18 protein-coding genes and 1 pseudogene are annotated in these 22760 nt (G+C 64.6%); 9 read left to right on the forward strand and 10 right to left on the reverse strand.

The window, feature by feature from the left end:
* Window positions 1-777: a demethylmenaquinone methyltransferase gene (locus tag HNP00_RS09880; RefSeq protein ID WP_184738484.1), complete on the reverse strand. Its 777-nt coding sequence runs from the start codon at window positions 775-777 to the stop codon at window positions 1-3.
* A gap of 147 nt (window positions 778-924) precedes the next feature.
* Here HNP00_RS09880 and HNP00_RS09885 point away from each other — a divergent pair, with 147 nt between their 5' ends.
* From HNP00_RS09885 to HNP00_RS09900, 4 genes are all read left to right on the forward strand, one after another.
* Window positions 925-2346: an isochorismate synthase MenF gene (locus tag HNP00_RS09885; protein ID WP_184738486.1), complete on the forward strand. Its 1422-nt coding sequence runs from the start codon at window positions 925-927 to the stop codon at window positions 2344-2346.
* Window positions 2347-2546: 200 nt separating this feature from the next.
* Window positions 2547-3500, forward strand: coding sequence for an ABC transporter substrate-binding protein (locus tag HNP00_RS09890; protein ID WP_184738488.1), 954 nt, complete (start codon window positions 2547-2549; stop codon window positions 3498-3500).
* Window positions 3501-3535: 35 nt separating this feature from the next.
* Window positions 3536-4510 carry an amino acid ABC transporter permease gene (locus HNP00_RS09895; protein ID WP_184738490.1) on the forward strand — a complete coding sequence of 325 codons (975 nt, stop codon included), beginning with the start codon at window positions 3536-3538 and terminating at the stop codon, window positions 4508-4510.
* A complete protein-coding gene (locus tag HNP00_RS09900) occupies window positions 4507-5283 on the forward strand; it encodes an amino acid ABC transporter ATP-binding protein (protein WP_311770546.1) in 777 nt (258 codons plus the stop codon). Before HNP00_RS09895 ends, HNP00_RS09900 begins: the two co-directional genes overlap by 4 nt.
* Before the next feature lie 86 nt (window positions 5284-5369).
* On the opposite strand, the gene menD is transcribed toward HNP00_RS09900, so the two are convergent.
* From menD to HNP00_RS09915, 3 genes are all read right to left on the reverse strand, one after another.
* Window positions 5370-7079, reverse strand: coding sequence for a 2-succinyl-5-enolpyruvyl-6-hydroxy-3-cyclohexene-1-carboxylic-acid synthase (menD, locus tag HNP00_RS09905; RefSeq protein ID WP_184738492.1), 1710 nt, complete (start codon window positions 7077-7079; stop codon window positions 5370-5372).
* Window positions 7080-7217: 138 nt separating this feature from the next.
* Entirely contained in the window at window positions 7218-9305 is a 2088-nt protein-coding gene (locus HNP00_RS09910; protein WP_184738494.1) for a PhoX family phosphatase, read from the reverse strand.
* A gap of 161 nt (window positions 9306-9466) precedes the next feature.
* Entirely contained in the window at window positions 9467-10477 is a 1011-nt protein-coding gene (locus tag HNP00_RS09915) for an o-succinylbenzoate synthase (protein ID WP_184738496.1), read from the reverse strand.
* Window positions 10478-10766: 289 nt separating this feature from the next.
* Between HNP00_RS09915 and HNP00_RS09920 the strand changes: the two genes are divergently transcribed.
* The 3 genes from HNP00_RS09920 to HNP00_RS09930 are packed head-to-tail and all read left to right on the forward strand — an operon-like array spanning window position 10767 to window position 14914.
* Complete coding sequence (locus tag HNP00_RS09920) at window positions 10767-12938, forward strand: amylo-alpha-1,6-glucosidase (protein ID WP_184738499.1); 2172 nt, start codon at window positions 10767-10769, stop codon at window positions 12936-12938.
* Window positions 12939-13961, forward strand: a complete 1023-nt coding sequence (locus tag HNP00_RS09925; protein WP_184738501.1) for a glycosyltransferase — start codon at window positions 12939-12941, stop codon at window positions 13959-13961.
* Between the two features lie 32 nt (window positions 13962-13993).
* Window positions 13994-14914, forward strand: a complete 921-nt coding sequence (locus HNP00_RS09930; protein ID WP_184738504.1) for a phosphatase PAP2 family protein — start codon at window positions 13994-13996, stop codon at window positions 14912-14914.
* 98 nt (window positions 14915-15012) lie between these two features.
* On the opposite strand, the gene HNP00_RS09935 is transcribed toward HNP00_RS09930, so the two are convergent.
* Genes HNP00_RS09935 through HNP00_RS09945 form a run of 3 tightly spaced genes read right to left on the reverse strand, consistent with a single transcriptional unit; the run spans window position 15013 to window position 18116 of the window.
* A complete protein-coding gene (locus HNP00_RS09935; protein ID WP_184738506.1) occupies window positions 15013-16248 on the reverse strand; it encodes a hypothetical protein in 1236 nt (411 codons plus the stop codon).
* A gap of 31 nt (window positions 16249-16279) precedes the next feature.
* The gene (locus tag HNP00_RS09940; RefSeq protein ID WP_184738508.1) at window positions 16280-17068 is read right to left on the reverse strand and encodes a TIGR03943 family putative permease subunit; all 789 of its coding nucleotides are present in this window, start codon (window positions 17066-17068) and stop codon (window positions 16280-16282) included.
* Window positions 17058-18116, reverse strand: coding sequence for a permease (locus HNP00_RS09945; protein WP_395893806.1), 1059 nt, complete (start codon window positions 18114-18116; stop codon window positions 17058-17060). The genes HNP00_RS09940 and HNP00_RS09945 overlap by 11 nt, the downstream gene beginning before the upstream one ends.
* A gap of 290 nt (window positions 18117-18406) precedes the next feature.
* On the opposite strand from HNP00_RS09945, the pseudogene HNP00_RS23785 reads away from it, so the two are divergent.
* Window positions 18407-18595 (forward strand): annotated as a pseudogene (locus HNP00_RS23785) (alpha/beta fold hydrolase); the annotation flags it as partial.
* 223 nt (window positions 18596-18818) lie between these two features.
* On the opposite strand, the gene HNP00_RS09950 reads toward HNP00_RS23785, so the two are convergent.
* A complete protein-coding gene (locus tag HNP00_RS09950) occupies window positions 18819-19919 on the reverse strand; it encodes an acyltransferase (RefSeq protein ID WP_184738510.1) in 1101 nt (366 codons plus the stop codon).
* A 139-nt stretch (window positions 19920-20058) separates the two neighbouring features.
* Between HNP00_RS09950 and HNP00_RS09955 the strand changes: the two genes are divergently transcribed.
* A complete protein-coding gene (locus tag HNP00_RS09955; RefSeq protein ID WP_184738512.1) occupies window positions 20059-20241 on the forward strand; it encodes a hypothetical protein in 183 nt (60 codons plus the stop codon).
* Here HNP00_RS09955 and HNP00_RS09960 read toward each other — a convergent pair.
* Together HNP00_RS09960 and HNP00_RS09965 are read right to left on the reverse strand one after the other, a co-directional pair.
* Window positions 20219-21439 (reverse strand): MFS transporter, encoded by a 1221-nt coding sequence (locus tag HNP00_RS09960; protein WP_184738514.1) that lies wholly within the window; start codon window positions 21437-21439, stop codon window positions 20219-20221. The two genes, HNP00_RS09955 and HNP00_RS09960, sit on opposite strands and share 23 nt — an antisense overlap.
* 289 nt (window positions 21440-21728) lie before the next feature.
* Window positions 21729-22592 carry a hypothetical protein gene (locus HNP00_RS09965; protein WP_260404884.1) on the reverse strand — a complete coding sequence of 288 codons (864 nt, stop codon included), beginning with the start codon at window positions 22590-22592 and terminating at the stop codon, window positions 21729-21731.
* Window positions 22593-22760: the final 168 nt, after the last annotated feature.

Below are 22760 nucleotides of genomic sequence, written 5' to 3' on the forward strand. Positions count from 1 at the left end.
TCAGCGGGACTGATCGCCGGCTTGGCGGCGCGGCTTGATCTGGCGGCGCAGCTTGGCCACAGGGACGCTTTCCCTGTGTTCAGCCCCGGGCTTCTGGGCGCGGTGCACGGCCACAATGCCGCCGCTCAAGTTGCGGTAGTTGACGTCGGTCCAGCCGGCTTCCTGCAGCCAGGCGGCCAGGTGGTCCTGGTCCGGCCAAGCGCGGATGGACTCGGCAAGGTACACGTACGCGTCCGGGTTGGAGGAGACCTTGGTGGCGATGGCCGGCAGCGCACGCATGAGGTATTCGGTGTACATGGTCCGCCAGAGGGGCACTACGGGGGCCGAGAATTCGGCAATGACCAGTCGTCCGCCCGGCTTGGTGACGCGAAGCATTTCCTCGAGGGCCTTGTGCGGTTCGTTGACGTTGCGCAGGCCGAATGAAATGGTGCACGCGTCAAAGGAGTTGTCCGCGAACGGCAGGTTGGTGGCGTCCCCGGCAACGAAGTTGATGTCCGGGCGGCGGCGCTTGCCAACCTTGAGCATCCCTAGCGAGAAATCGCAAGCCACAACATCCACTCCGGCGTCGGCATACGGTTCGCTGGAGGTGCCCGTACCTGCAGCCAGATCCAGGACCTTCTGGCCTACCCGAACATCCATCGCTTCCACGACGACGCGGCGCCAACGCCGGGTCTGCCCCATGGACAGGACATCGTTGACGACGTCGTATTTGGGGGCGACATCGTCAAACATCGTCGCAACTTCGTCCGGACGCTTTTCCAAGGATGCTCGGTTCACCCTGCAATTGTCTCAGACAAATTTGGGAAGAACTTTCGGGGCACTCCGTGCCGGCGCGGGTTCTCCTTGGGGCGCCACGGGTTTCCGTCTGGAGTTCCTGCCAGCCGACGCGGCTCCCCTTGCCCGCGGGAGTAATGTTGTTCCATCATGACGAGCACGCTCCGCACTTTGACAGTCCCCCTCGATGTTGATTCATCCTCCGGGGGGCTGCCGTCGTTTCTGGTCCGGGACGACGTCCTGTGCTGGTCCCGCCGCGAGAACGGACTGGTGGGCTTTGGCGAACTCGAACGCTTCACTGCCACCGGGCCCGATCGCTTTCTTGAGGCCGATATCTGGTGGCGCCATCTCGTCATTGAGGCCGACATCACAGATCCCCTTGAGATCCCCGGCACCGGCCCCGTGGCCTTTGGTTCCTTTGCATTCTCCAAGACCTCCCCCTTTGAATCGCGCCTGATCCTTCCAGAAATCGTGGTCGGGATCCGGGATGGGCAGTCATGGCTCACCCAGTTAACGCTCGACGACGTCGAACTCACCGAGGCGGGCGCCCTCACCGCACTCGCGGGCTGGCTCAGCCCCGCGGACGGTGAGTCAGAGGAACGCGAGTCAGAGGACGGCGAGCTTACGGCGGCGGGAGGCTCCGGCGTCGGGCACCCAACTAACTCGCAGTTGTTGTCGTTTAGAACGCTCATAACGACAACAAATGCGAGTCAGTTGGGGGACGGGAAGGTCACGCTGGAGAGCGGTTCACTGAGCGAAGCCGACTGGATGCAGGCCGTTGCGGACGGCGTGACGGAAATCCGGACGGGAAGGCTCGAGAAACTCGTCCTCGCCCGCGATGTTGTGGCAACGTTGCCCGACGGCGTCAACGCCGCCCAGGTGCTCCGGCAGCTGGCCAGCCGATACCGCGAATGCTGGACATACGGCGTCGACGGCTTGGTGGGTGCGACGCCGGAAATGCTCATCCAGGTGGAGGGCCGGACTGCGCAGGCGCGAGTCCTGGCCGGGACGTTGGACCGCCGTGACGCTGTGGGGATGGACGGCTCCCCCATGGAATACGCCGAACGGGTGCTGGCCGGTTCCGAGAAGCAACGGCATGAGCATGAGATCGCCATCCAATCGCTGACCACGCAGCTTGCACCGTTCTCCGAAGCCATGAACGCCCACAGCGAACCATTCATCCTGGAGCTGCCCAATGTGTGGCATCTGGCATCGGATGTGAAGGCCGAGCTCGCCGATATCGAGGGACATGTCCCTACGTGTTTGGCCCTGATCAACGCACTTCACCCCACGGCCGCCGTGTGCGGGACACCTACCTTGGTTGCCGGGGAACTGATCCGGGAGCTTGAGCACATGGATCGAGGCCCCTACGCGGGACCGGTCGGATGGCTCGACGCCGCGGGCAACGGGGAGTGGGGCATCGCGCTTCGTGGTGCAATCATCGAGAGTCCGAACACCGTGCGCCTCTATGCGGGCTGCGGGATCGTCGAAGGCTCCGTTCCCGAGGCTGAGCTGGCCGAGACGTGGGCTAAATTCCGGCCGATGCTTGAGTCGCTGGGTATCAGCCGCTAAGCCTGCAACTCCAGGATTCCGTTCCTACCGACCCCTGGCGGATGTCTGGGGTGCGAGACAGTAGCCGTGGCAGGGGGCTTGATTTTTTGCTTGGTAGGTTATCCAATAGTAAAACTTAGTTTTCTGTGACGCACATCTCATGTTCGGCGCTACACTATGAACCGATTAGTTTCGCATCCACTGCAACAAAAGGTAAGAAAATGCAGAAATTCCGTTCGCTTCCGGTCAGTTCGACGCTCAAGGCTGCAACCATCATCGCAATCGGCGCCCTGGCACTGACTGCCTGCACCAACGCCTCAGAGGCGGGCCCGTCGAGCGCCGCCTCGCCTTCCGGCAGTGCCAATGCAAGCTTTGACCCGAGCACTATCACCAAGGACGACACCCTGGCTGCACTGGTCCCCGCGGCCATCAAGTCCAAGGGCACACTGACCGTCGGCTCGGACACGACGTATGCTCCTGCGGAATTCCTCGGAACCGACGGCCAGACCCCGGTCGGTTACGACGTCGACATCGCCAAGGCGATCGGCGCCACCCTTGGCCTGAAGGTCCAGGTGCAGACCGCCGAATTCACGGGCATCCTCCCGGCCCTCGGCCCCAAGTACGACCTGGGCATCTCGTCCTTCACCATCAACCCTGAGCGTCTCGGCGCCGTCAACATGGTCAGCTACTTCAACGCCGGCACCGCTTGGGCCGTGCAGAAGGGCAACCCGAAGAAGTTCTCCTTGGATGACATCTGCGGCAAGTCCATCGGCGTGCAGACCGGCACCGTTCAGGAAGACCCGGATCTCTCCGGCCGCAACAAGAAGTGCGCAGCTGACGGCAAGCAGCCGATCAACATCGTGACGCTCAAGAACCAGACCGACGTCACCACCCGGCTGGTCAACGGCAGCATCGACGCCATGGCAGCCGACTCCCCCATCATCGGTTACGCCCTGACCCAGACCAACGGCCAGCTCGAGCGGTTCGGCGACGTTTACGACGCCGCTCCCCAGGGAATCGCTGTCGCGAAGTCTGACACCGCCCTCGCCGATGTCATCCAGAAGACCCTCACCAAGCTCATGTCTGACGGCTCCTACAAGAAGATCCTCACTGGCTGGGGCAACGCCGAAGGCGCCATCACCAAGTCCGAGGTCAACCCGGCGGTCAAGTCTTGAGTATTCCCGCCACCGATAACAAATCAGGTGCACAGATGGATCATCATCAACAAGGCCACGCAGCGCCGGTGCTGAACGACGCTGTGCCGGTCAGGCATCCGGGCCGCTGGATCAGCGCCATCATCGTTGTTGGCGCCGTGATCCTTATGATTCAGAGCGCGATCACGAACCCCAACTTCCGCTGGGACGTGGTCGGGACTTACATCCTGGACGTCAAGGTCGTCCAGGGCGTGGGCTGGACCCTGCTGCTGACGGTCGCGGCAATGGTCTTGGCGATCGTTCTGGCCATCCTGCTGGCCGTGATGCGCCAGTCCGACAACCCGGTCCTGCGCTACACAAGCTGGCTCTGGGTCTGGTTTTTCCGCGGCACCCCGGTTTACACACAGCTTCTCTTCTGGGGACTAGTCACGGTTCTTTATCCCACGATTTCCCTCGGGATTCCTTTTGGCCCTCAACTCGTGAGCTACGTTCTCTCGGACCCAACCCACGGCCTCATCCCGGCCATCCTGGGCTTGGGCCTGAACGAATCGGCCTACCTGGCCGAAATCTTCCGGGCCGGCCTGAAGTCCGTGGACAAGGGCCAGACCGAGGCCGCCGAAGCCCTGGGCATGGGCAAGGGAAAGATCATGTGGCGGATCGTCCTGCCGCAGGCCATGCGCATCATCGTCCCGCCCACCGGTAATGAGACCATCGGTATGCTCAAGACCACCTCCCTGGTATTGGCCGTGCCGTTCACGCTCGATCTGACCTTCGCGACCAACGCGTTGGCCAACCGGATCTACCTACCCATCCCTCTCCTGATCATTGCCGCTTTCTGGTACCTCCTGGTCACCAGTCTTCTCATGGTGGGTCAGCACTACATCGAGAAGTATTACGGCAAGGGCGTGGATACCAACCAGGCTCCGGCCCTCATCAACCCCGCAGCTGCCAAGGCTGCCGCGGCAGTGGCACCGAGCGCAGAAGCAGAGCCGTCGTTGAAGATGGAATTCCCCGAGGAGGAGGCGAAATGACGATCACCACCCAGAAACCGCTGGTACGGATCGAAGGCCTCCACAAGTACTTCGGTCCCCACCACGTCCTTCGCGGCATCGACCTGACAGTTAACCAGGGCGAGGTGTCCGTTGTCATCGGCCCGTCTGGTTCAGGCAAGTCCACGATGCTCCGCTGCGTAAACCTGCTCGAAACCATCAGCGCAGGTCGCATCTCCGTCGGTGACCAGCTGATCGGCTACCGCGAAGTCAACGGCCGTCTCCACGACCTGAAGGTCAAGGAAATCGCCGCGCAGCGCCGGGAAATCGGCATGGTCTTCCAACGCTTCAACCTGTTCCCGCACAAGACCGCGCTGTACAACGTCATGGAAGCTCCCGTGCAGGTCAAGGGCAAGAACAAGGCAGTCGCCAAGAAGGCCGCCCTCGAATTGTTGGACCGGGTGGGCCTGGCTGACCGAGCCAACCATTACCCGGCACAGCTTTCCGGTGGCCAGCAGCAACGCGTCGCGATCGCCCGGGCCCTGGCCATGGAACCGGAATTGATGCTCTTCGACGAACCCACCTCCGCCCTTGACCCCGAACTCGTGGGCGATGTGCTGAACGTGATGAAGGATCTGGCCAAGTCCGGCATGACCATGATCGTGGTGACCCACGAGATCGGCTTTGCCCGCGAAGTCGGCGACCGCCTGACCTTCATGGACGGAGGCGTGGTGGTGGAATCGGGCGACCCCCGCGAAATCATCGCCAACCCCCAGCACGCACGCACCAAGGAATTCCTCAGCCGCGTGCTGTAGGTTCGGGCTGCCGACACGCAAAATGCCCTGCGCGGCTGGAATTCCAGCTGCGCAGGGCATTTTGTGTGTCGCTAGGCATTTTTGCGCTACGCCCCGAGCAGCACCTGGGACACCGCCGCGGCCACTGCTACCTTGATGCGCGCGTGCAATGGACGCAGCTCGGAACGGTCAGTGCGTACCTCGACAATGCTGCGCCCCTTCAAAGGCGCGGCAAGCGCCGTGGCGAGCTCCGCCGTCGTACGCACCGAAGTGTGCCCGACGCCGTATGCCGCGGCCAGCGCTGCAATGTCGACGCTGTGCGGGGTGCCGAAGAGGCGCTCGACGGCGGTGCCGTAGCCGCCGTCGTCCTCCACCTTGCCGTGCTCGAGGAGGCCGAAAATGCCCCCTCCGGCGTCGTTGAGGACCACGATGCGGAGGTCCGGTCCTGGTTCTCCGGCTCCAAGGAACAGGCCACCGGCGTCGTGCAGGAAGGTGACGTCGCCCAGGAGGAGGGTGGTTTCGCGGCCTGCGCCAAGGGCGATTCCGGTTGCCGTGGAGATGGTGCCATCGATGCCGGCGAGGCCACGGTTCGCGAACACCGTAGCGAGGGGCTCGGGGCTGGGCTGTCCGGCGAGGTCGACGTCGCGGATGCCGTTGGAGGAGCCCAGGACCAGCTGTCCGCGCGCGTGTTTCCAAACGGTGGCTCCCACGGCGGGTCCGTTGGCTGCCTGCTCCGCCTCGAGGATGCCGTCGAGCGCGCGTTGGGCTGCGGCCCCGGCCAGGAGCCAGGCGTCGAGCCACTCATCCGAGCCACGGCCAGCGAAGCCAGCCAACTCAGTCAGCGAATCAAAGCGTTCCTCGCTGCGCCGGCCGTGTTCGTACCAGGCCACAGGAACGGGCTCGTACATGGCGGCGCGAAGGTCTCCGCGGGCCAACAAAGAGGCGACGGGCCGCGACAGCGTAGGCCGACCGAAGACCACCACCCGCTCGATCGGCAGTGCAGAGCCACGCCCGAAGTTGTCCAACATGAGGCGGTACGGCCCGACGGCGTTGGGACCGAAGCGCGCGTTGGACGACGGCTCGGCCAGCAACGGAAGGCCGTGGGCGCGGGCGAACGCCTCGGCGACCGGACCGGCGTCGTGCCCCGCCAAAACCACCGTCCGCCGTTCCGCTAGTTCGGCGGGAGCGGGGGGCATGCTCAGTGGCTGGGGACCGGAGTCGTAGTGGAAAACTCCGTGTCCCTTGGTGGCGGGCAGCGCCTCGCCCGGTTCCGGAACCAGAGGCTCGCGGAACGCCAGGTTGAGCTGCACCGGCCCGGGGGGCGTGTCTTCAAGGGCGCCCGTTGCAGCATAGATGGCAGTCTCGACGGCCCTCCGCGGGTTGCTGCCAGCGGCGATGTCGACGGCGAAACGAACGTGCTCGCCGAAGAGGTCCAGTTGGATGGTGGTCTGGTTGGCGCCGGTGCCGTGGAGCTCGGCCGGGCGATCGGCTGAAAGGACCACGAGGGGCACGGCGGCGTGGTTGGCCTCCATGACCGCGGGGAGAAGATTCCCGACGGCGGTGCCCGAGGTGGTGAGGACGGCCGCCGGGGCTCCCGTGGACAGGGCCAGGCCAAGGGCCGTGAAACCGGCAGAGCGCTCGTCGATCCTGACCAGGAGCCGGACGTTCCCGGCCGCTTCGGCCTCGGCCAGCGCATACGCCATGGGTGCCGAGCGCGAACCGGGAGAGACCACCACGTGCCGCACACCGCCGTCGAGCAGCGCCTTGACGGCGATCCGGGCAGCGGCGAGGGAGCTCAGGGAGCCTTGCGAAGTCACCGCACCAGTCTATTAGCGGCGCCTCCCCTCCAACGCTCGCTCACCTATGGGCGCCAAAACCCAAACGCTCGCTCACCTTTGAAAGCAAAGGTGAGCGAGCGTTTCACGGCCGGCAGGACGTCAGGGGAAGGGGAAGGGCTAGCCGTCCTTGCGGAACACCTGCACGATCGACGGACGCGGGGCGCGGACCTGGCCGGCGGCCGGGGTGGCGCCGGCGCCCACGTAGTCCGGGAAGTACGAGTGCGGAGCGTCGAAGGAACCTTCCTCGCCCGGGTGCTGCACGGCGACGAATACGGTCCGCTCGTCGTCGTGGACTATCGGTCCGCAGGTCTCGGCGTCGCGCGGTACGGCGAGGAACTGTTCAACCTTGCCGCGTTCGCTGCCATCCAGGGTGACTTTGAAGAGACCGTCGGCGTACCCAATGGACGACGGCGCGCCGTCAGTGGCGATCCACATGTTGCCTGCCGAGTCGAAGGCCACGTTGTCCGGGCAGGAAATGGGCGAGACCTTGTCGGCCGGGAAGCCGGAGAAGTAGGTGGAGGAGTTCTTGGCGGGATCTCCACAAACCATCAGGAGCGTCCAGTTGAAGCGCGTGGAGGTCTGGTCACCGGCTTCGGTGATCTCGACGATGTGGCCGTCCCGGTTCAACGTGCGCGGGTTGACCTCGGTGGCGCCTTCCTTGCCGGGCTTGCCGCGATCCGAGTTGTTCGTGCAGACAACGTAGACCTTGCCGGTCGCCAGGTTCGGCTCGACGTCTTCGCAGCGGTCCATCTTCGTGGGACCGACCTTGTCCGCTGCGAGGCGGGTGTACACCAGGACCTCGGGGACGGACATGCCCGGAACAGCGGAGACGCCGTCGACCACCAGCGGAAGCCACTCGCCGGAACCGTCGAATGCGCCGTCAGACGGAAGCTTGCCACTGCCATCGATTTCGGCTGCGGGAGAGTCGCCCGTGAATTTGGCCACGTAGAGGTCACCTTCGGAGAGAAGGTTCATGTTGTTCCGGCGGGCCGCCGACGAGTCTCCGGCCATGTACTTGCCCTTGGAGACGAATTTGTAGAGGTAGTCGAAGCGCTCGTCGTCGCCCATGTATGCCACCACATGGCCGGACTCGGCCACGATCACGTTGGCGCCTTCGTGCTTGAAACGACCCATGGCGGAGTGCTTCTTGGGTGTGGAGGAGGGGTCGAACGGGTCGACTTCCACGATCCAGCCAAAGCGGTTGGTTTCGTTGGCGTAGCCGGCGTTACGAGTGTCGAATCGCTGCTCGTCCAGCTCCCACTTGCGCGCGGTGGCCTTGGATGTAAGCCCGTAGCGCTTGTCGCTCGCCGAGGTGCCGGGAGCCGCGAAGTAGCCGTTGAAGTTTTCCTCGCCTGAAAGGATGGTCCCCCAGGGAGTGGTGCCGCCGGAGCAGTTGCCCAGGGTGCCCTTGATGGCCCGGCCCGAGGGGTCGTCGATGGTCTTGACCAAGTCCGTGCCAGCGGCGGGGCCGGTGAGCTCGTAGGTAGTGTCTGTCAGGAAGCGGCGGTTCAGCTGGGCTCCCTTGACGTAGTTCCACGGCTTGTTCTTGTTCTTGCGCTCGAGTTCAACAACCGTGAGTCCGTGTGCGGCACGCCCGATCGCGCGCGCCTCCGCAGCCGCCAAAGTTGCCGGGAACATGATGTTCTCGTTGGTGTACTCGTGGTTGGTGAAGAGCACGGCACGGCGGTCCTTGGAATCCGGGATGGGCAGGATGTCCGTGTAGTCGTTGTTGTAGCCGAACTGGCGGGCCTGTGCCGCTGCGGTCTGACCGTTCAGCTCGAAGGCCGGCGAGTCGGCAAAAAGGGGATCGCCCCAGCGGATGATCGGCTGCCACGCGAAGCCTTCCGGCACGGTGAACTCATCCACGATGTAGTCGACCGGCTTGATCGGGGTGAACTTGAGTTTGGCCTTGTCGAAGCCGGCCTTCGCAGAAAGGCCGGGACCGCCGTCGGCCACTGCCTTTTCAGGCGCAGCGAGCCCGCTCAGTACGACGGCGAGCGCACCGGCGGCGCCGAGGCCCAGGGCGGCGCGGCGGGACACAGCCGCGGAAGCGATATCGCGGAAGTAGGCGTTGGAGCTCGTGTTGCAAACGTCGCCGGAACAGGCGCTGTCGCACTTCAGGGCGCACGTGACGGGACTGCGCTTGCCCTTCGTATGGCCGAGCATGGGGAGCAAGGCGAACTTGCGGTTGGTTGATTCAGACATGGGAAATACCTCCGGGGATTGAGTGATTTCCCCACCCTTGCAGCGCCAGCGGAATCCGAGAGGACGCTCCGGTTAAGTTCCGGTGAACTCCCAGCATTGGGCCCACGCCGGTAGGGTTCCCTGGCCGAACTTGTGAGGCTAGGGGGCCGGTGGGGAGTTATCTATGCATGCAGGAGCGCATACACGCGGCGGAGTCGGTCCAGCCACCAGTCGCGACGTTCAGCGGAGGCCGCATACCGCTCCAGCAGTTCCTCGTCGGCGACGGCTTCGCGGACGCGGATGGCGCCGTCGTCGGGCACTAACGGATCCCGGGTGATGTCCGAGGCGAACAGCCGCACGGTCCCCAACCCGCACGCGTACGGCAGTTCCGGCAGCGCGGCGGCGAGCGCGAGCCCCGCGCGGATCCCCACGGAGGTGTCCAGCGCCGAGCTCACGACGGCGGGAAGCCCGGCTTGCGCCACAATGTCCAGCGCGCGCCGCACTCCCCCAAGGGGCGCCACCTTGATCACGATCAGGTCCGCCGCGCCGGCTCGGGTCACCTTGAGGGGATCATCTTCCTTGCGGACGGATTCATCGGCGGCGATGAGCACGGGCGTTCCCTGCCGCGCGAGCCGGCGGCGGACTTCGGCGAGTCCCTCGATCTGCGGCACAGGCTGCTCGGCGTATTCGAGCCCGACGGCGGAGAGCCGCCCAAGTGCCTCGACCGCCTGCGGCACGTCCCAGCCCGCGTTCGCGTCCACGCGGATCGCGACGTCCGGCAGGGCCTCCCGGACTGCGGTGACGCGCGCGACGTCGTCGGCCAGTTCCTGCCCGTGCTCAGCGACCTTGACCTTGACGGCGTCCACGCGGCCGAAGCGTTCCAGGACCTCGGGCACCCGGGCGGCAGGTACGGCGGGGACGGTGGCGTTGACGGGAATGGTGTCCCTGAGTGGCGCCGGAAAACCCTGCCAGGCGGCTTCGACGGCGGCGGCGAGCCAGCGGGAGGCCTCGGTGTCGCCGTACTCGGGGAACGGACAAAACTCGCCCCACCCGGCCGGGCCGCGGAACAGGAGGGTTTCGCGTTCCATGATGCCGCGGAACTTCACCCGCATCGGCAGGCTGACTACCGTGGCGGTGGCAAGGAGCTCGTCGAGGGTGGGGACCGCTTGGGGGCTGGCGAGCGCGGCAGACATGGCTTCACTCTAGCGTGGGGATCGCTGGGCCGAGTTGCCGCCCGGCTGTTTGTGGTGAGGGCAGCAGATGGTGTTCGAAGTGCAGGAGGGTTCGCTGGAAGGCCGCCATATGTGAAGGAGGGTCGGAGGAAAGGGGGTCATATCTGCAGGAGGGTTCACTTCCGAAGACGCGGAGAATACGCTGATGCAAGCTGCCCTGTTTCCAATCCCCCGCCCCGTTTCATCGCCTTCCCTGGCCTTATCCCTTTCCCCATCACTCCCCGCCCCTTCCCTACCTTGGAGCTCATCGATGACAGGTTGGAATGCCGAAAACCTCGCAGGTTCGGCGGGCGCAGGCGCCGTGACCCTATTGGCGGGAACATCTTTTTGTGTGTCCGCGGCTAACGGCGACATGGACCAATTGCGCCCCCACGGAATGTTTTTCCGGGACACGCGGTTCGTTTCCCACTGGGTGCTCGCAGTGAACGGCCACGCCATCGAGGCCCTGGGCTCACCGGTCCCGGAGCCCTACCGAGCTGATTTCATCGGCCGGGCGGCACGCACCGACGGTCTAGCAGACAGCAATCTGTTGATCGAACGCCGACGGAGCTTGTTCGGCGGAGTGCGCGAGGAAATCACGGTCAGGAACTTTTCCAACAAAGCCACTCGATGCACTGTTTCGCTGACGGTGAGTGCTGATTTTGCCGACATCTTCGAAGTCAAAGAAGGGCGAGCAAAGCACGAGAGTGTGCATCTGGCGCAGGGAAGCAACGGCGCTCTGGTCCTTGAATCCCAGCGGCAGGGGCGGCATGTCCTGGTCACTGTCGACGCCCCGAGTGCCGTGGTTGACGGTGATGTCCTCAGCTATGACATCGCCATCGGGCCCCAAGGCCATTGGTCAACAAGCGTGACCGCCACGCCAAGCATCGACGGGGTTGGACCGGATGCCGACGCCTCTGTGTGGGGCAGCCAGCGTCCCTACGACGTCCCGGAAGAGAGGTTGCAGGAGTGGCACGGCAAGGTTCCCCAAACCGACGTGGCCAACCACGCCTTCCAAAAGGCGTTGGATCAAAGCAGGGCGGACCTCGGCTCGTTACGGATCTTCGATCCCGACCATCCCGGGCGCACGGTGGTGGCGGCGGGATCGCCTTGGTTCATGGCCCTCTTCGGCCGGGACTCGCTCCTGACTTCGTTCATGACCCTTCCCCTCGACCCCTCGCTGGCCTTGGGTACCCTGCAGACCCTCGCAGACCACCAGGGCCGCACCGTCAATCCGCTCAGCGAGGAGGAACCCGGGCGAATCCTGCATGAGGTCCGTCTCGGTGCCAGCACGGGCCTGGCCCTTGGGGGTGGGAGTGCCTACTACGGGTCGGTGGATGCCACTCCGTTGTTCGTCACGCTTGCCGGGGAGCTCACCCGCTGGGGATTCCGTTCCGAAGTCACGGAATCCCTCCTGCCTGCGGTGGACCGGGCCTTGGATTGGATCCGCGATTACGGAGACGCCGACGGGGATGGCTTCGTAGAGTACTCGCGGGCTACGGACCAAGGACTGTTCAACCAAGGCTGGAAGGATTCCGGGGACGGCATCAATTTCGCCGACGGGACTTTGGCTACGCCACCAACCGCACTGTGTGAAGTCCAAGGCTATGTGTACACGGCTTATCTCAGCCGGGCCCTCATAGCGCAAGAGGACGGAGATGCGAAGCTGGCTGCGGTGTGGGGTGCCCGGGCGGCCGAGCTCAAGCGCAAGTTCAACGAGCAGTTCTGGCTCCCTGAACGCGGCTATTTCGCCATCGCCCTGGACCGCGACAAGCGGCCGGTAGATGCGTGCGCGTCCAATATGGGTCATTGCCTTTGGAGCGGAATCGTCGACGACGACAAGGCTCCGTTGGTCGCGGAACGGCTAATGTCGGACTCCATGTTCACTGGGTGGGGCGTCCGGACGCTCGCCTCAGACATGGCGGCCTACAATCCTGCGAGCTACCACAATGGCTCGGTTTGGCCACACGACAATGCCCTCATCGCTGGCGGCTTGATGCGTTACGGCTTCGTGGAGGAGTCCCGGCGGATCGTCATGGGCCTCTTGGATGCGGCGGAAGCATTTGGGGGGCGTCTGCCGGAGTTGTTCTGCGGTTTGGACAGGAAAACCTACGGGATGCCCGTCCCGTATCCCTCGTCATGTTCGCCGCAGGCGTGGGCGGCCTCCACACCGATTCATCTGCTCCGCGTGCTGCTCCGCTTCGATCCTTGCCTCACGCACGGAGGACTCTGGCTGGCCCCGGTGGTTCCTGAAGGCTTCGGGGACATCAAGATGCAGAACATTCCCCTCGCCGGATCCCGAATTTCCCTGGAGGTGGTCAATGGACAAACACGGGTTACAGACCTGCCCGAAAATATCGCACTTCACTTCGAGGCCCGCAAACCGCTTTCCGATCTGCTGGATGTCCACCACGTCACCGCAGGACTGCGGCGGGGGAAGTAGTTGCGCATCGGATTGGTTGCCCCGCCCTGGATCCCCGTCCCACCGCCCGCTTACGGGGGCACGGAGTCGATCATCGATATCCTGGCGCGTGGCCTGTCCGCAGCGGGGCACGATGTGCTTCTGGCGGCGGCGTCCGGAAGCACATGTCCAGTGGCCAAAGTCCCTGGGCCTCCGCCCGCGGACGGATCCAGGATAGGGAACGGCACCGACGAACTTCGCCACAGCGTGTATGCCTTCGCGGCCATGGAGGACGTCGACCTCATCCACGACAACACGCTGGCCGGGCCGCTCTATAGGCATCGGCCACGAGGAATTCCCCTTGCCGCAACGGCCCATCTTCCGTTTTCAGCCGAGAACCACGACATTTACCAGGCGATGGCAACCGACACTGCGATCATTGCCATCTCGAAGCATCAAGCAGACTCTGCTCCGGGGATCAAGGTACGGAGGGTCATTCACCACGGCATCGACACGCAATCCGTCCCGTTCGGAACCGGCGACGGCGGCTACGCCAGCTTCCTTGGCCGGATGCATCCCGGCAAGGGCTTGCCCGAAGCAATAGAGACCGCCCGGCTGGCCCGGATTCCGCTACGAATTGCGGCCAAGATGTACAGCGCGGAGGAGCACGAGTATTACTCCGCGGTCATCGCGCCATTGTTGGGGCCCGACGTCGAATACCTCGGCGAGCTGAACGCCGCTGACAAGTTTGTCCTCCTGGGCGGCTCCGTGGCGTTGCTGAATCCGATCCAATGGGATGAACCTTTCGGGATGGCCATGATCGAGGCCCTCGCTACCGGCACGCCAGTAGTGGCAACATTCCGAGGATCCGCCCCGGAGATCGTTTCCGAGGGCGTCACTGGCTACCTCGGCTCCAATCCCCCGGAACTCGCATCCGCCCTCATTGCTGCCGCCGCGCTTGACCGCAGCGAATGCCGCCGAGCCGCGGAAACCTACTTCGGCGCCGAAAGGATGGTTGCCGAACACCTGGAGCTCTATGCGGAACTTCTCGCCGAGCAGAAGTGATCCTCCCAGCCAGATATGGCACCCTGAAGGTAATGAGTTTTCCTAGCACAGGCCGGCTGCCGGCCACACAGAGGACCGCAACCAAGCGTTGGGCAGGCACCGGAATGGGCTTCCTTTTTGTGCTGGCAACTTTGGCGTGCGTGGCCGGATTCGCCGCGACCTACTATTTCTTTGTCCGCACCACAACGGGACAGTACATCGACGAATCCGCCCTGGTGGAGGCCGTGACCCTCAACGGACCGGCCGAGCGGGCAACCACCAAGTTCCTCGATTGGTTGCCGGTCATTTCGGTGGCGATCGCCGCCGTCGTCGTTCTTTTCGTCACCGTAGCGCGCCGGCGCTGGAAGGCTGCGGGCATCGCACTGGCCGCTTGTGTGGCGGCAAACCTGGCCACGCAGGTCTTGAAGGATTGGTTCCCGGACAGGCCGTTCCGCGGCGTCCAGACCATCGAGCTGAATTCGCTGCCGTCCGGCCACACCACGCTGGCGGCCTCCGCGGCGGCTGCCGTGTTCCTGGTGGTGTCGCCGCGTTGGCGCCCCATCGCCGGGTTCCTGGGCGGGACGTTCGCGGTGGCGGCCGGGGTGTCCACCCTGATCAACCAGTGGCACCGGCCCGCCGACGTCGTAGCGGCGTTCCTCCTGGTGGGAGCGGTCATGCTTCCGGCCGGCTGGCTGGTGCTGCGTACCGGAAACAGCTGGAATGTCCAGGACGATCGCGGTGACCATTGGGCGTCCTCGCGCTTATGGCTGTTGTTATCGGCACTGGCGGGCGTCGCTGCGGCGGCTGTTGCGGTGTACTCGCTGATCAAGATCGCTCCTGGTTTCGGCCAGGAAAGCAGCACCACCAACTACTTCTGGGCCGGGGCCTCACTGATCGTCATCACTGGTTATCTGGCAACGGTCGCCGCCACCTGGCTTTTCGGACTGAGTGCCCGACGGCGGCAAGCACCCTGAGTGCCCGACGGCGGCCGTCGCCTCAGTCCCGGCCGTCGCCCTAGCGGCCCGTCACCCTCGCGGCCCGCAGTATGAGCGGCCCGCCGCGCCATGAGGGTTCAACCGCACCAGCTGGGGAGAAACCCGGGAACGCTTTTCAGGACGCTGCCGGTTTTCAGATCCACGAGGTCTGCCCGCAGGGGGGAAGGTTCGGGGAGAACGGGGTATTGGTCTCCAGCGTATTGCGGGGGTGCCGTTTCGACGGCGAGGTAGTCACGGGCCGGAGAGACGCACATGTCCAGGAGACGGGACCATTCAGCGGCAGGCTGGTAGAACTGCCGCGGGCCGTTCTTGTCAGTGAGGACGATGGCGGAAGTCTCTTTCCCGGCGTCGTACTTCCTCACGACCTGCGCGTATTGTCCGGAACCGTCCAGGACCAAAGGCTGGCCCGCGGAGTTGGTGACCGGGTTGGAAGGATCAGGCGCGAAAGTGGCGGCGAGGGTCAGTGGTGCGGGTGTGCCGGTGGTGAGGTTGATGGTTGAATATCGAAGCGGGTCTATGCCCTTTCTTAGCCCCGGATCGGCTACGGCGAGTTCGTTGGTGCCGGGGACGAACCCAAGGATCCCGGCATGCGTACCCAACGGCGATACTTTGCCCGTTCCCTGCGCGTCAATGAGAAACATGGACCGGTCATCGGTTTGCGCCACTAATGTCGCCGTATCAGGGACGAATCGCCAGTCCGCAGCCGACACCGCACCGTTTATCCCCTGGACGGCTCGCGGACCTGAGGATGGCTGGTCGACGTCGTACACGAAGAGTGTTTTCCAGTACTGGTCTGTGGTTGACGTCCCGGTGAAAGTGAAGCCAATGAGGTGTTTGGACCCTGCCGCATGAAGGTTCGCCACCGTTCCCCGGCTCGGCAAAGGAACCAGCGTTGGCGGGCCGCCGGCGAGGGAAACGATCTCCAGTGAGCTGGTGTTGTCGTCGTTGATCGTGACGACGGCGAGGGCGGAGGGAAGGGCTGCGTATTCCTGAATGCGGGGAGCACTGACAATGGCGGTGGACTCGCCACTGCCGGAGAGACTTGTGCCGCGGATGGTGTCCAGCTTCTTCACCCCTGCGTCGTCCTTGCCCGTGTCCCGTTGCAGGGTGTACAGCGCGAAATCTACGGAGGCGGAGGAACGGGGCAACATCGAGGTGGCGTTGGGGTGCGGCAGCTTCGCCAGATTCGCGGCCGTCAGAGCGCCGGTAAGCACGGCGAGGATCGTGATGGTGCCGTAGAGGCGCCGAGCGAAGCGGCGGCCGGCCAGGAGCGCAGCTGCGGCTGCAGCGGCCGCGGCCCGCTTGGTGGACACCGGGCCGAGTTTGGCAGGCGCAGGGCTGCGCTTAGTAGACATAGGGTTGCGCCGGCTGGGTGGTGGGGGTGATGGAATCCGGTATGAGCACGATTGCCTCGCGACTGCCCGGGTTGGGGTTGGCGCGAAAACCGCTGGAGATGGTGACCCAACTGTCGGTTTTGTACTCGTTCTGCCAGCCGGGGTGATACACCGGAATGCCAATCGGCTGGGCATCCACTGCACAACAGGTGACCACAAAGCGGGCCACGAAGAAGACATTGGGATCGGTCTTGTCCGGAGTGATGAACCCGGTCACGGCGGCAGTCTTGTCGGCAAAAAAGTCCTGCCCGGCACCGGACCGAAGCAGCGATGCCCAGTCCCTCACCGTGAACGCGGAGTAATCGCCCTTGCTTGGCAGGGCGGGCGCTTTCAGCGTCAGAGCAGACGCAGAACCGTTGAGGTCCCGTTGGGCGACTGTCGCCGTCGTAAGGGTCGACGGCGGCAGGATCAGCAGGGCGACGACGGCGGCGATGACCGTTAGCACGCTTCCTAGTGGCCACAGCCAGCCCCACCGGGATCCGCGCTCCCCGGCGTGGTCGTGGTCGTGCTCGCGCTCGTGGTCATGCTCGTTGGGGGTGGCGGGCGTGGCGGGGTCCAGAGCGAAGGCCGCGAGGGCGAGCACAGCCGCGATCACGGCCATGACGATCGTGAACACGAAATAGCGTGGATGGATGTACAGGGCGAGCTGGCCTGTCAGTCCCAGCCAGATCGTGGCAATGAGGCCGATCAGGCTAAGAACCACTCCCTGCCAGTGGCCCACGAGCCGCCTAATGACCATAGTTCACCGCCAAGCCGAGCACGGCCGCGCAAAGTGCTACCAGCAGGCTGAGCTGGAGAAGGGTCTTCGCCGTAAACGTGGTGCGCATCAGGGCAAGCATTTTCACGTCGATCATTGGCCCGAAAACGAGGAAGGCAACAATGCCTCCCGGCATGAAGGTTGCGCCGAAAGACAGGATAAAGAAGGCATCCACGTTTGAGCAGATCGCGACGACGAACGCCAGCAGCATCAACGCCAGGACGGACCAGACGGGGTTGCCGCCCAGTGTGACCAGAACTTCGCGGGAAACTGCAACCTGGATCAGTCCAGCCATGCCCGCGCCGATAAACAAGGCCGGCATCATGGCGCGCGTCTCCTGCGAGAACATCTGCACGCTGCGCCTCACCCTCCCGGCAGGGCCGCCGTGGCGGTCTGCCAGGGTACAGGTTTCCTGGAAACCGGCGGTCAGGAGGTCCTGGGGCCTCGGATGCCGGCTGTAGATCCAACCGACAAGGTTTGCGATGAAGAAGCCGCCAAGGACGCGGGAGACCAGGATGCCGTTGTCCCAGCCGAAGGCCTGCGCGGTGGTGACGATGGTTACGGGGTTAAGGATGGGAGCCGCGAACAGGAACGTCATCGACTCCGCAACTGTGAGGCCCTTGACCACCAATCCCCGGGCCAGTGGAACATTCCCGCACTCGCAGACCGGCAGCAGCATCCCCAGGAGTGAGAGCACCAGGCGCCGCAGCACCGGGCTCCGGGGCAACCGACGGAGCAGCATGCCCTCCGGCAGCCAGACTTGGACTGCGATCGAGAGGACAATCCCGAGGAAGACGAACGGCAGGGACTCGACAGCCACGCTGATCGACAACGTGGCGAAGTCGCGAGCGGCGTCGGGAAGTCCGAAGGTCGCTGACGCGGGCGGGGCCAGCACCCGTACGACCGTGAACAGTGCAACGATGGCGAGGCCAACGGCGAGCCCTGCGGCAGACTTCGATACGGAAGCGCGGGCCCGGCTTCTGTGCTCGTGCGTCGGCAGATCGCGTTTGTCGATTGCGGGCAGCGTCACGGGCACTCCTTCCTCCCCGACCCGGCCAGGCACGCCTGACTGTAAGGCTGAGAAAACGACGGTGACTAGTTACATCAGAAGTTCTACCTAACCGGGCCTCGGATGGAACGAGTATTGACCACTCGTCTCTGGCAGCAGCCTCGCAGGTACGCCAGGCGTACCCTGAGGCTATGGATGCCGAAGTCCTGAATCTCAGGCTCAGCACGGGCATCACGGTGCCGTGTCTCGTCCGCGGCGACGCCGGCGCGAAGCCCCTGTTGCTGTTGCATGCATAGGGTGAATCCCGTCGAAGCTTTGACCGTCTTGTACCCCGGCTGACCGACCTCAGGGTTTACGCTCCCGACCTCCGCGGACAGGGCGATGCGGACAAACCAGAGGATGGCTATTCGCTCGTAGGACAGGCCGAGGACGCCGCGGCCATTTTGGACGCCCTCTATGTGGGCAGGGCATTCGTCCTTGAAATACGGACCCCATTTTGAAGGTCTATCCAGGTGTGTGGCACTTGGTCTTGTCGGAGTGTCCGGGCCTGGTGGCGGAGGATGCGACCGCGTTCCTTGGTTCTCTCGGCTAAGCCCTCAACTTTTGACCACTTTTGGCCCGCGCTGTCGTCAAAAGTCCCCGTATTTCCAACGATTTCGAGGCGCCGCCAGGGCCAAAAGTGGTCGGAATTAGACGTGGGTGCGGATCCAGAGGACCTAAGGCTCAACGCGGCCGCGGTACCAGAGCGCGCAACCTTTGCCTGGCCGGCTCCTCGACATACTTGAACAGAACATGGGTGGCCAGGGCAATGCCGGCCAGGCACCCCGCGGCGAGCAGGTTCGTCGCCAGCGGACCAGCCCCATGCGGCCAGTTCAGCCAGTAGAAGAGGTAGATGAAGAACATGTGCACCAGGTACAGGCTGTAGGAGCTGCGCCCGCCATACTGCAGCCAGCGCGCGGACAGCGCCGAGCGGAGCCAGCCGCGGGTCAGCCCCAGCAGGGCGACCAGCAGCGGGAAGGCCAGCACGGCCAGCCGCCCCGGGCCCGGTTTTCCGGCCGCGGCCAGGAAGATGACGACGGCGGCCCCGGCCAGTACCGCACCTGGGCCCGCCAGCGCGGGATTGAAGTTCATTCGGTCCGCGTTCCGGACGGCGATGCAAGCGAAGGCGCCGGCGATGAAGCAACAGGCGATCCGCAGCAGCCACTCATACGGCTGATGCTCACTGCCGGCGATTGGCAGGTTCTGACCCCACGCGGCCGTCGGCAGGAGGACCAGGACTGAGGCGGCAAGTGCGGCCAGCGGATGCAGCCCGCGCAGCCGAAACAGGACGAGTGCCAGCAATGGAAACGTCAGATAGGCCAGCCATTCGGCGCTGACTGTCCAACCCGGCCCGAACCAGCTGGCGCCGTCGGTACCCGCTTGGAACCAGAGATGAATCATCAGCAACTGTTTGGCCAGCCCCCACGGCGACAGATCCGGAGCCTGGGTCTGTAGCGACCAGGTCGCCACGGATTGCTCTTCGGTTCCGTACGCGAACCACAGGCCCAGGACGCCCACCACCAGTGCGAACGCCGGCCACATCCGGGCGAATCGGGCCCAGACAAAGTCCCTGGCCGCACGCCAGCGGAACCGCGGGCCGAGCCGGTCCAGGTAGGTGTAGGTGATGATGAAACCGCTGAGTACAAAAAACACGTCCACGCCCAGGTCGCCATTGGCCATGACCGGGCCGAACAGCTCATAGACAGGGGACAGGAAAGTCTGCCGCATGGCCTGAAGGTGGAAGAGCACCACCCAAAGCGCCGCGACGAAACGCAACGCGGTCAAGGTCCCGAGGTCAGGGCGGGGCTGCTGTGAATTGCTATCCGGCCGGCGATTCTCCACCCCGGAATGGTGTGGCCGCGCGCTGTCCGGGGCAAGTTTCCCAGGGGTCGGATTCGCGGTGGTGACACGATGCGGAGGCGAGATGACTGAGAACATCCAATTCACCGTACCCGAAGCGCCTGACCGGAGTCTGGGAGAGGGCGGCGCCGGTGCCGGACCCGCCCCATGTGGCCGTTACGGGCTGACTCTGCCGCCCACCATTCGGCAGCGCCCGACGGCGGACCGTCCCGCCGTCGTCGGGCTCAGTAGTTCCTGCGGTGCTTGAGTTTGGGGAGCGCGACGGCGAACACGGCCGCGGCGGCTATGCCCAGAACTCCGGTGGCCCAGACCCCCGCGGCGAGGGATACCGCGGCTGTGAGGGCCGAGAGCAGGACCGGGCCGCCGGTGGAACCTGCGTCGGAAATGAACCTCCACAAGCCAAGGAATTGGCCGCGGCCCTTGTCCGGCGAAAAGTCGGCGCCGAGGGTCATGATGAGTCCCGAGCTGATGCCGTTGCCGAAGCCGATCAGGAGGGAGGCCAGCAGCAATCCCACAAACTCGGCCGACAAGGGCATCAGGAACAACGCCGTGCCCATGATGAGGGTGGACGGCACAGCGACCCACATGCGCCCTTTACGGTCCATGAGTTTGCCGGCCGGGTAGAACACGAGCATGTCGATCGCGCCGGAGAGGCCATAGATGAGCGAAGCGTGTGTTGCGTCCAGTCCTAGGTGGTCCGCCCACAGAGGGATGACCACTTGGCGTGAAGCCCGGAGCGCGCTGAGCAGGAGGATCCCTGTGCCAATCGTCAGGAACACGCCCGCGTGGGAAACCGCAACACCTCGGAGGGTGGGCTCGGGTCCCTTGGGTCCGCCGTCGGCGTCGTCCGGCACCACCAGATCGGGGATCGTGAGGGACAGCACCGCCGCGGCCGTCATGCCCACAACGCCAACCCAGTACGCACCGCTGATGCCTGCGAATTGCATCACGGCCGCGCCGACGAAGGGACCGATGAACACGCCGATCCGGGTGACGCCGCCCAGCGTGGAGAGGGCGCGCGCCCGGAAAACGACCGGGACGGCCTCGGTGAGGTACTTCTGGCGGGCCAGGTTGAAGACGCTGGTGGACATCCCGACCACGGTCATCGCCGCGGCGAGAAGCCAGATGCCATTGTGCGCAAGGAGAGGCGCGAACCCCGCGGCCAGCAAGGCCAGGGCTCCGGCAGCGCCCGCGCTCACGATAGCCCATCGTTCGCCGAACTTGATGGTGATAAGCGACGCCGGCAGGTTGAAGAGCCACGATCCCAGCCCGATCAACGTGGCCACCAACGCGGAAACGGCCACGGTAGCGCCAAGGTCCCGGGCGGACAATACGACCACCGGAAGCACCGCGCCTTCACCAATACAGAACAGCAGAGCGGGCCCAAAGGCGGGCAAGGCAATGCTGCGGAGGTTGAAGGGCTGGACGGTGCGGGTTGTTGTCATCCCTTTCATCCTAGGGCGACGGCGCACCCGCCCTGGACTTCCGCGTGCGAACGCAGGTGCGACGCGCGACGCGCCGCGCGCCAACGCAGGTGCGACGCGCGAATTACCTTCCGTACCTGGAATTCCGGCTGCGCAGGGATTTTGGCGCGTCGCGGGGAATTCGGCGCAGCGGAGGACGAACAGCGCAGCGCGGCGCGCGTCATGAGGCAGACCGCGGACGACGCCGGGGCACCCCTGCCGTTGCCAGCTTCCGTTCGAACACGCCGGGCGCCATAAGTTCCGCCCACACTCACCGGACGACGCCGCACCCCGTGGCACGGATCCGGTCCTCACGCAGCTTCTCGTCAATGACGGCTTGAGCGGCAGTCCGTCCCTTCAGGAATTCCGGCTTCAGGTACTTATCGATGCCATCGAACTCCCCTGCCACCCGCACACCCTTCCAATAGAAGTCCGAATACCCTACGCGGCCTGCTTCGTCGCGGAATTCTCGTTGAAGAACGGGAGCCTCGAATCCGGCGGCATGCATTAAAGCGCGGCTGTAGGATTCCCCTGCCGATCCGGACAAGGGATCCGCGAAATCGACGGCAACTTGGATTCTCCGGATGGCCGCTGCCGTGTAAATTCCATCCACTCCGGCCAGGAGCGTCTCCTTAGAAATGGCGGGCAGCCCCCGTTTCCGGTCGGCTTTGAGCACGTGGTCCAGAGGGGCGATGGATTCGACAAACGGGGTGAACGCGGCCAAATCCAGTACCGTGCGCACCCTGCCCGTCACCAAGAGTCCCTCGCGGCGATGCACGGTGAGGCTAGCGGGGTCCGCGTAGTGGCGGGATATCCCGGCCCGTGAGCGGCCGCCGTCGTTCTTCAGGGTGACGGCTTGCACCGGATGATGCACGCCTATGGTGGGGATCCCCCATACAGACGCTGCCGAGTGCCTGGCGAATATGGTCCGCGCGCTGGAGGTTTCGGCCGCAGCGCTGACCCGGACACGGTATTGTTCCCACGGTTTCAGCGCGGTCCACGCGGCGCCGTCGACGTACACTCCCTGACGGACACGGTGCAGGTTACCGGCCCTGGCCCGCCGGGCGAGTTCCTTGAGAGTCGTTCCGTGGTAGACGTGATCCCGGCTGAGGATCAATCGAGGCAAATCGGTCATGCATAAGAAGCTGCCACGTGCACTGCGGCCCGCGACAGCACCGAATTCCTCCATGTGGACAACTCCAGGGAAATAATCCCGACGCGCCCCATGCCGTCCGACACCGCATTCTCCCTACGACCCCGGAATTCCCTGTGTGTCAGGAATATAGCGCAGCGCAGGCCACCA

It is taken from the genome of Arthrobacter sp. AZCC_0090 (genome assembly GCF_014207375.1).
Classification (GTDB): Bacteria; Actinomycetota; Actinomycetes; order Actinomycetales; family Micrococcaceae; genus Arthrobacter.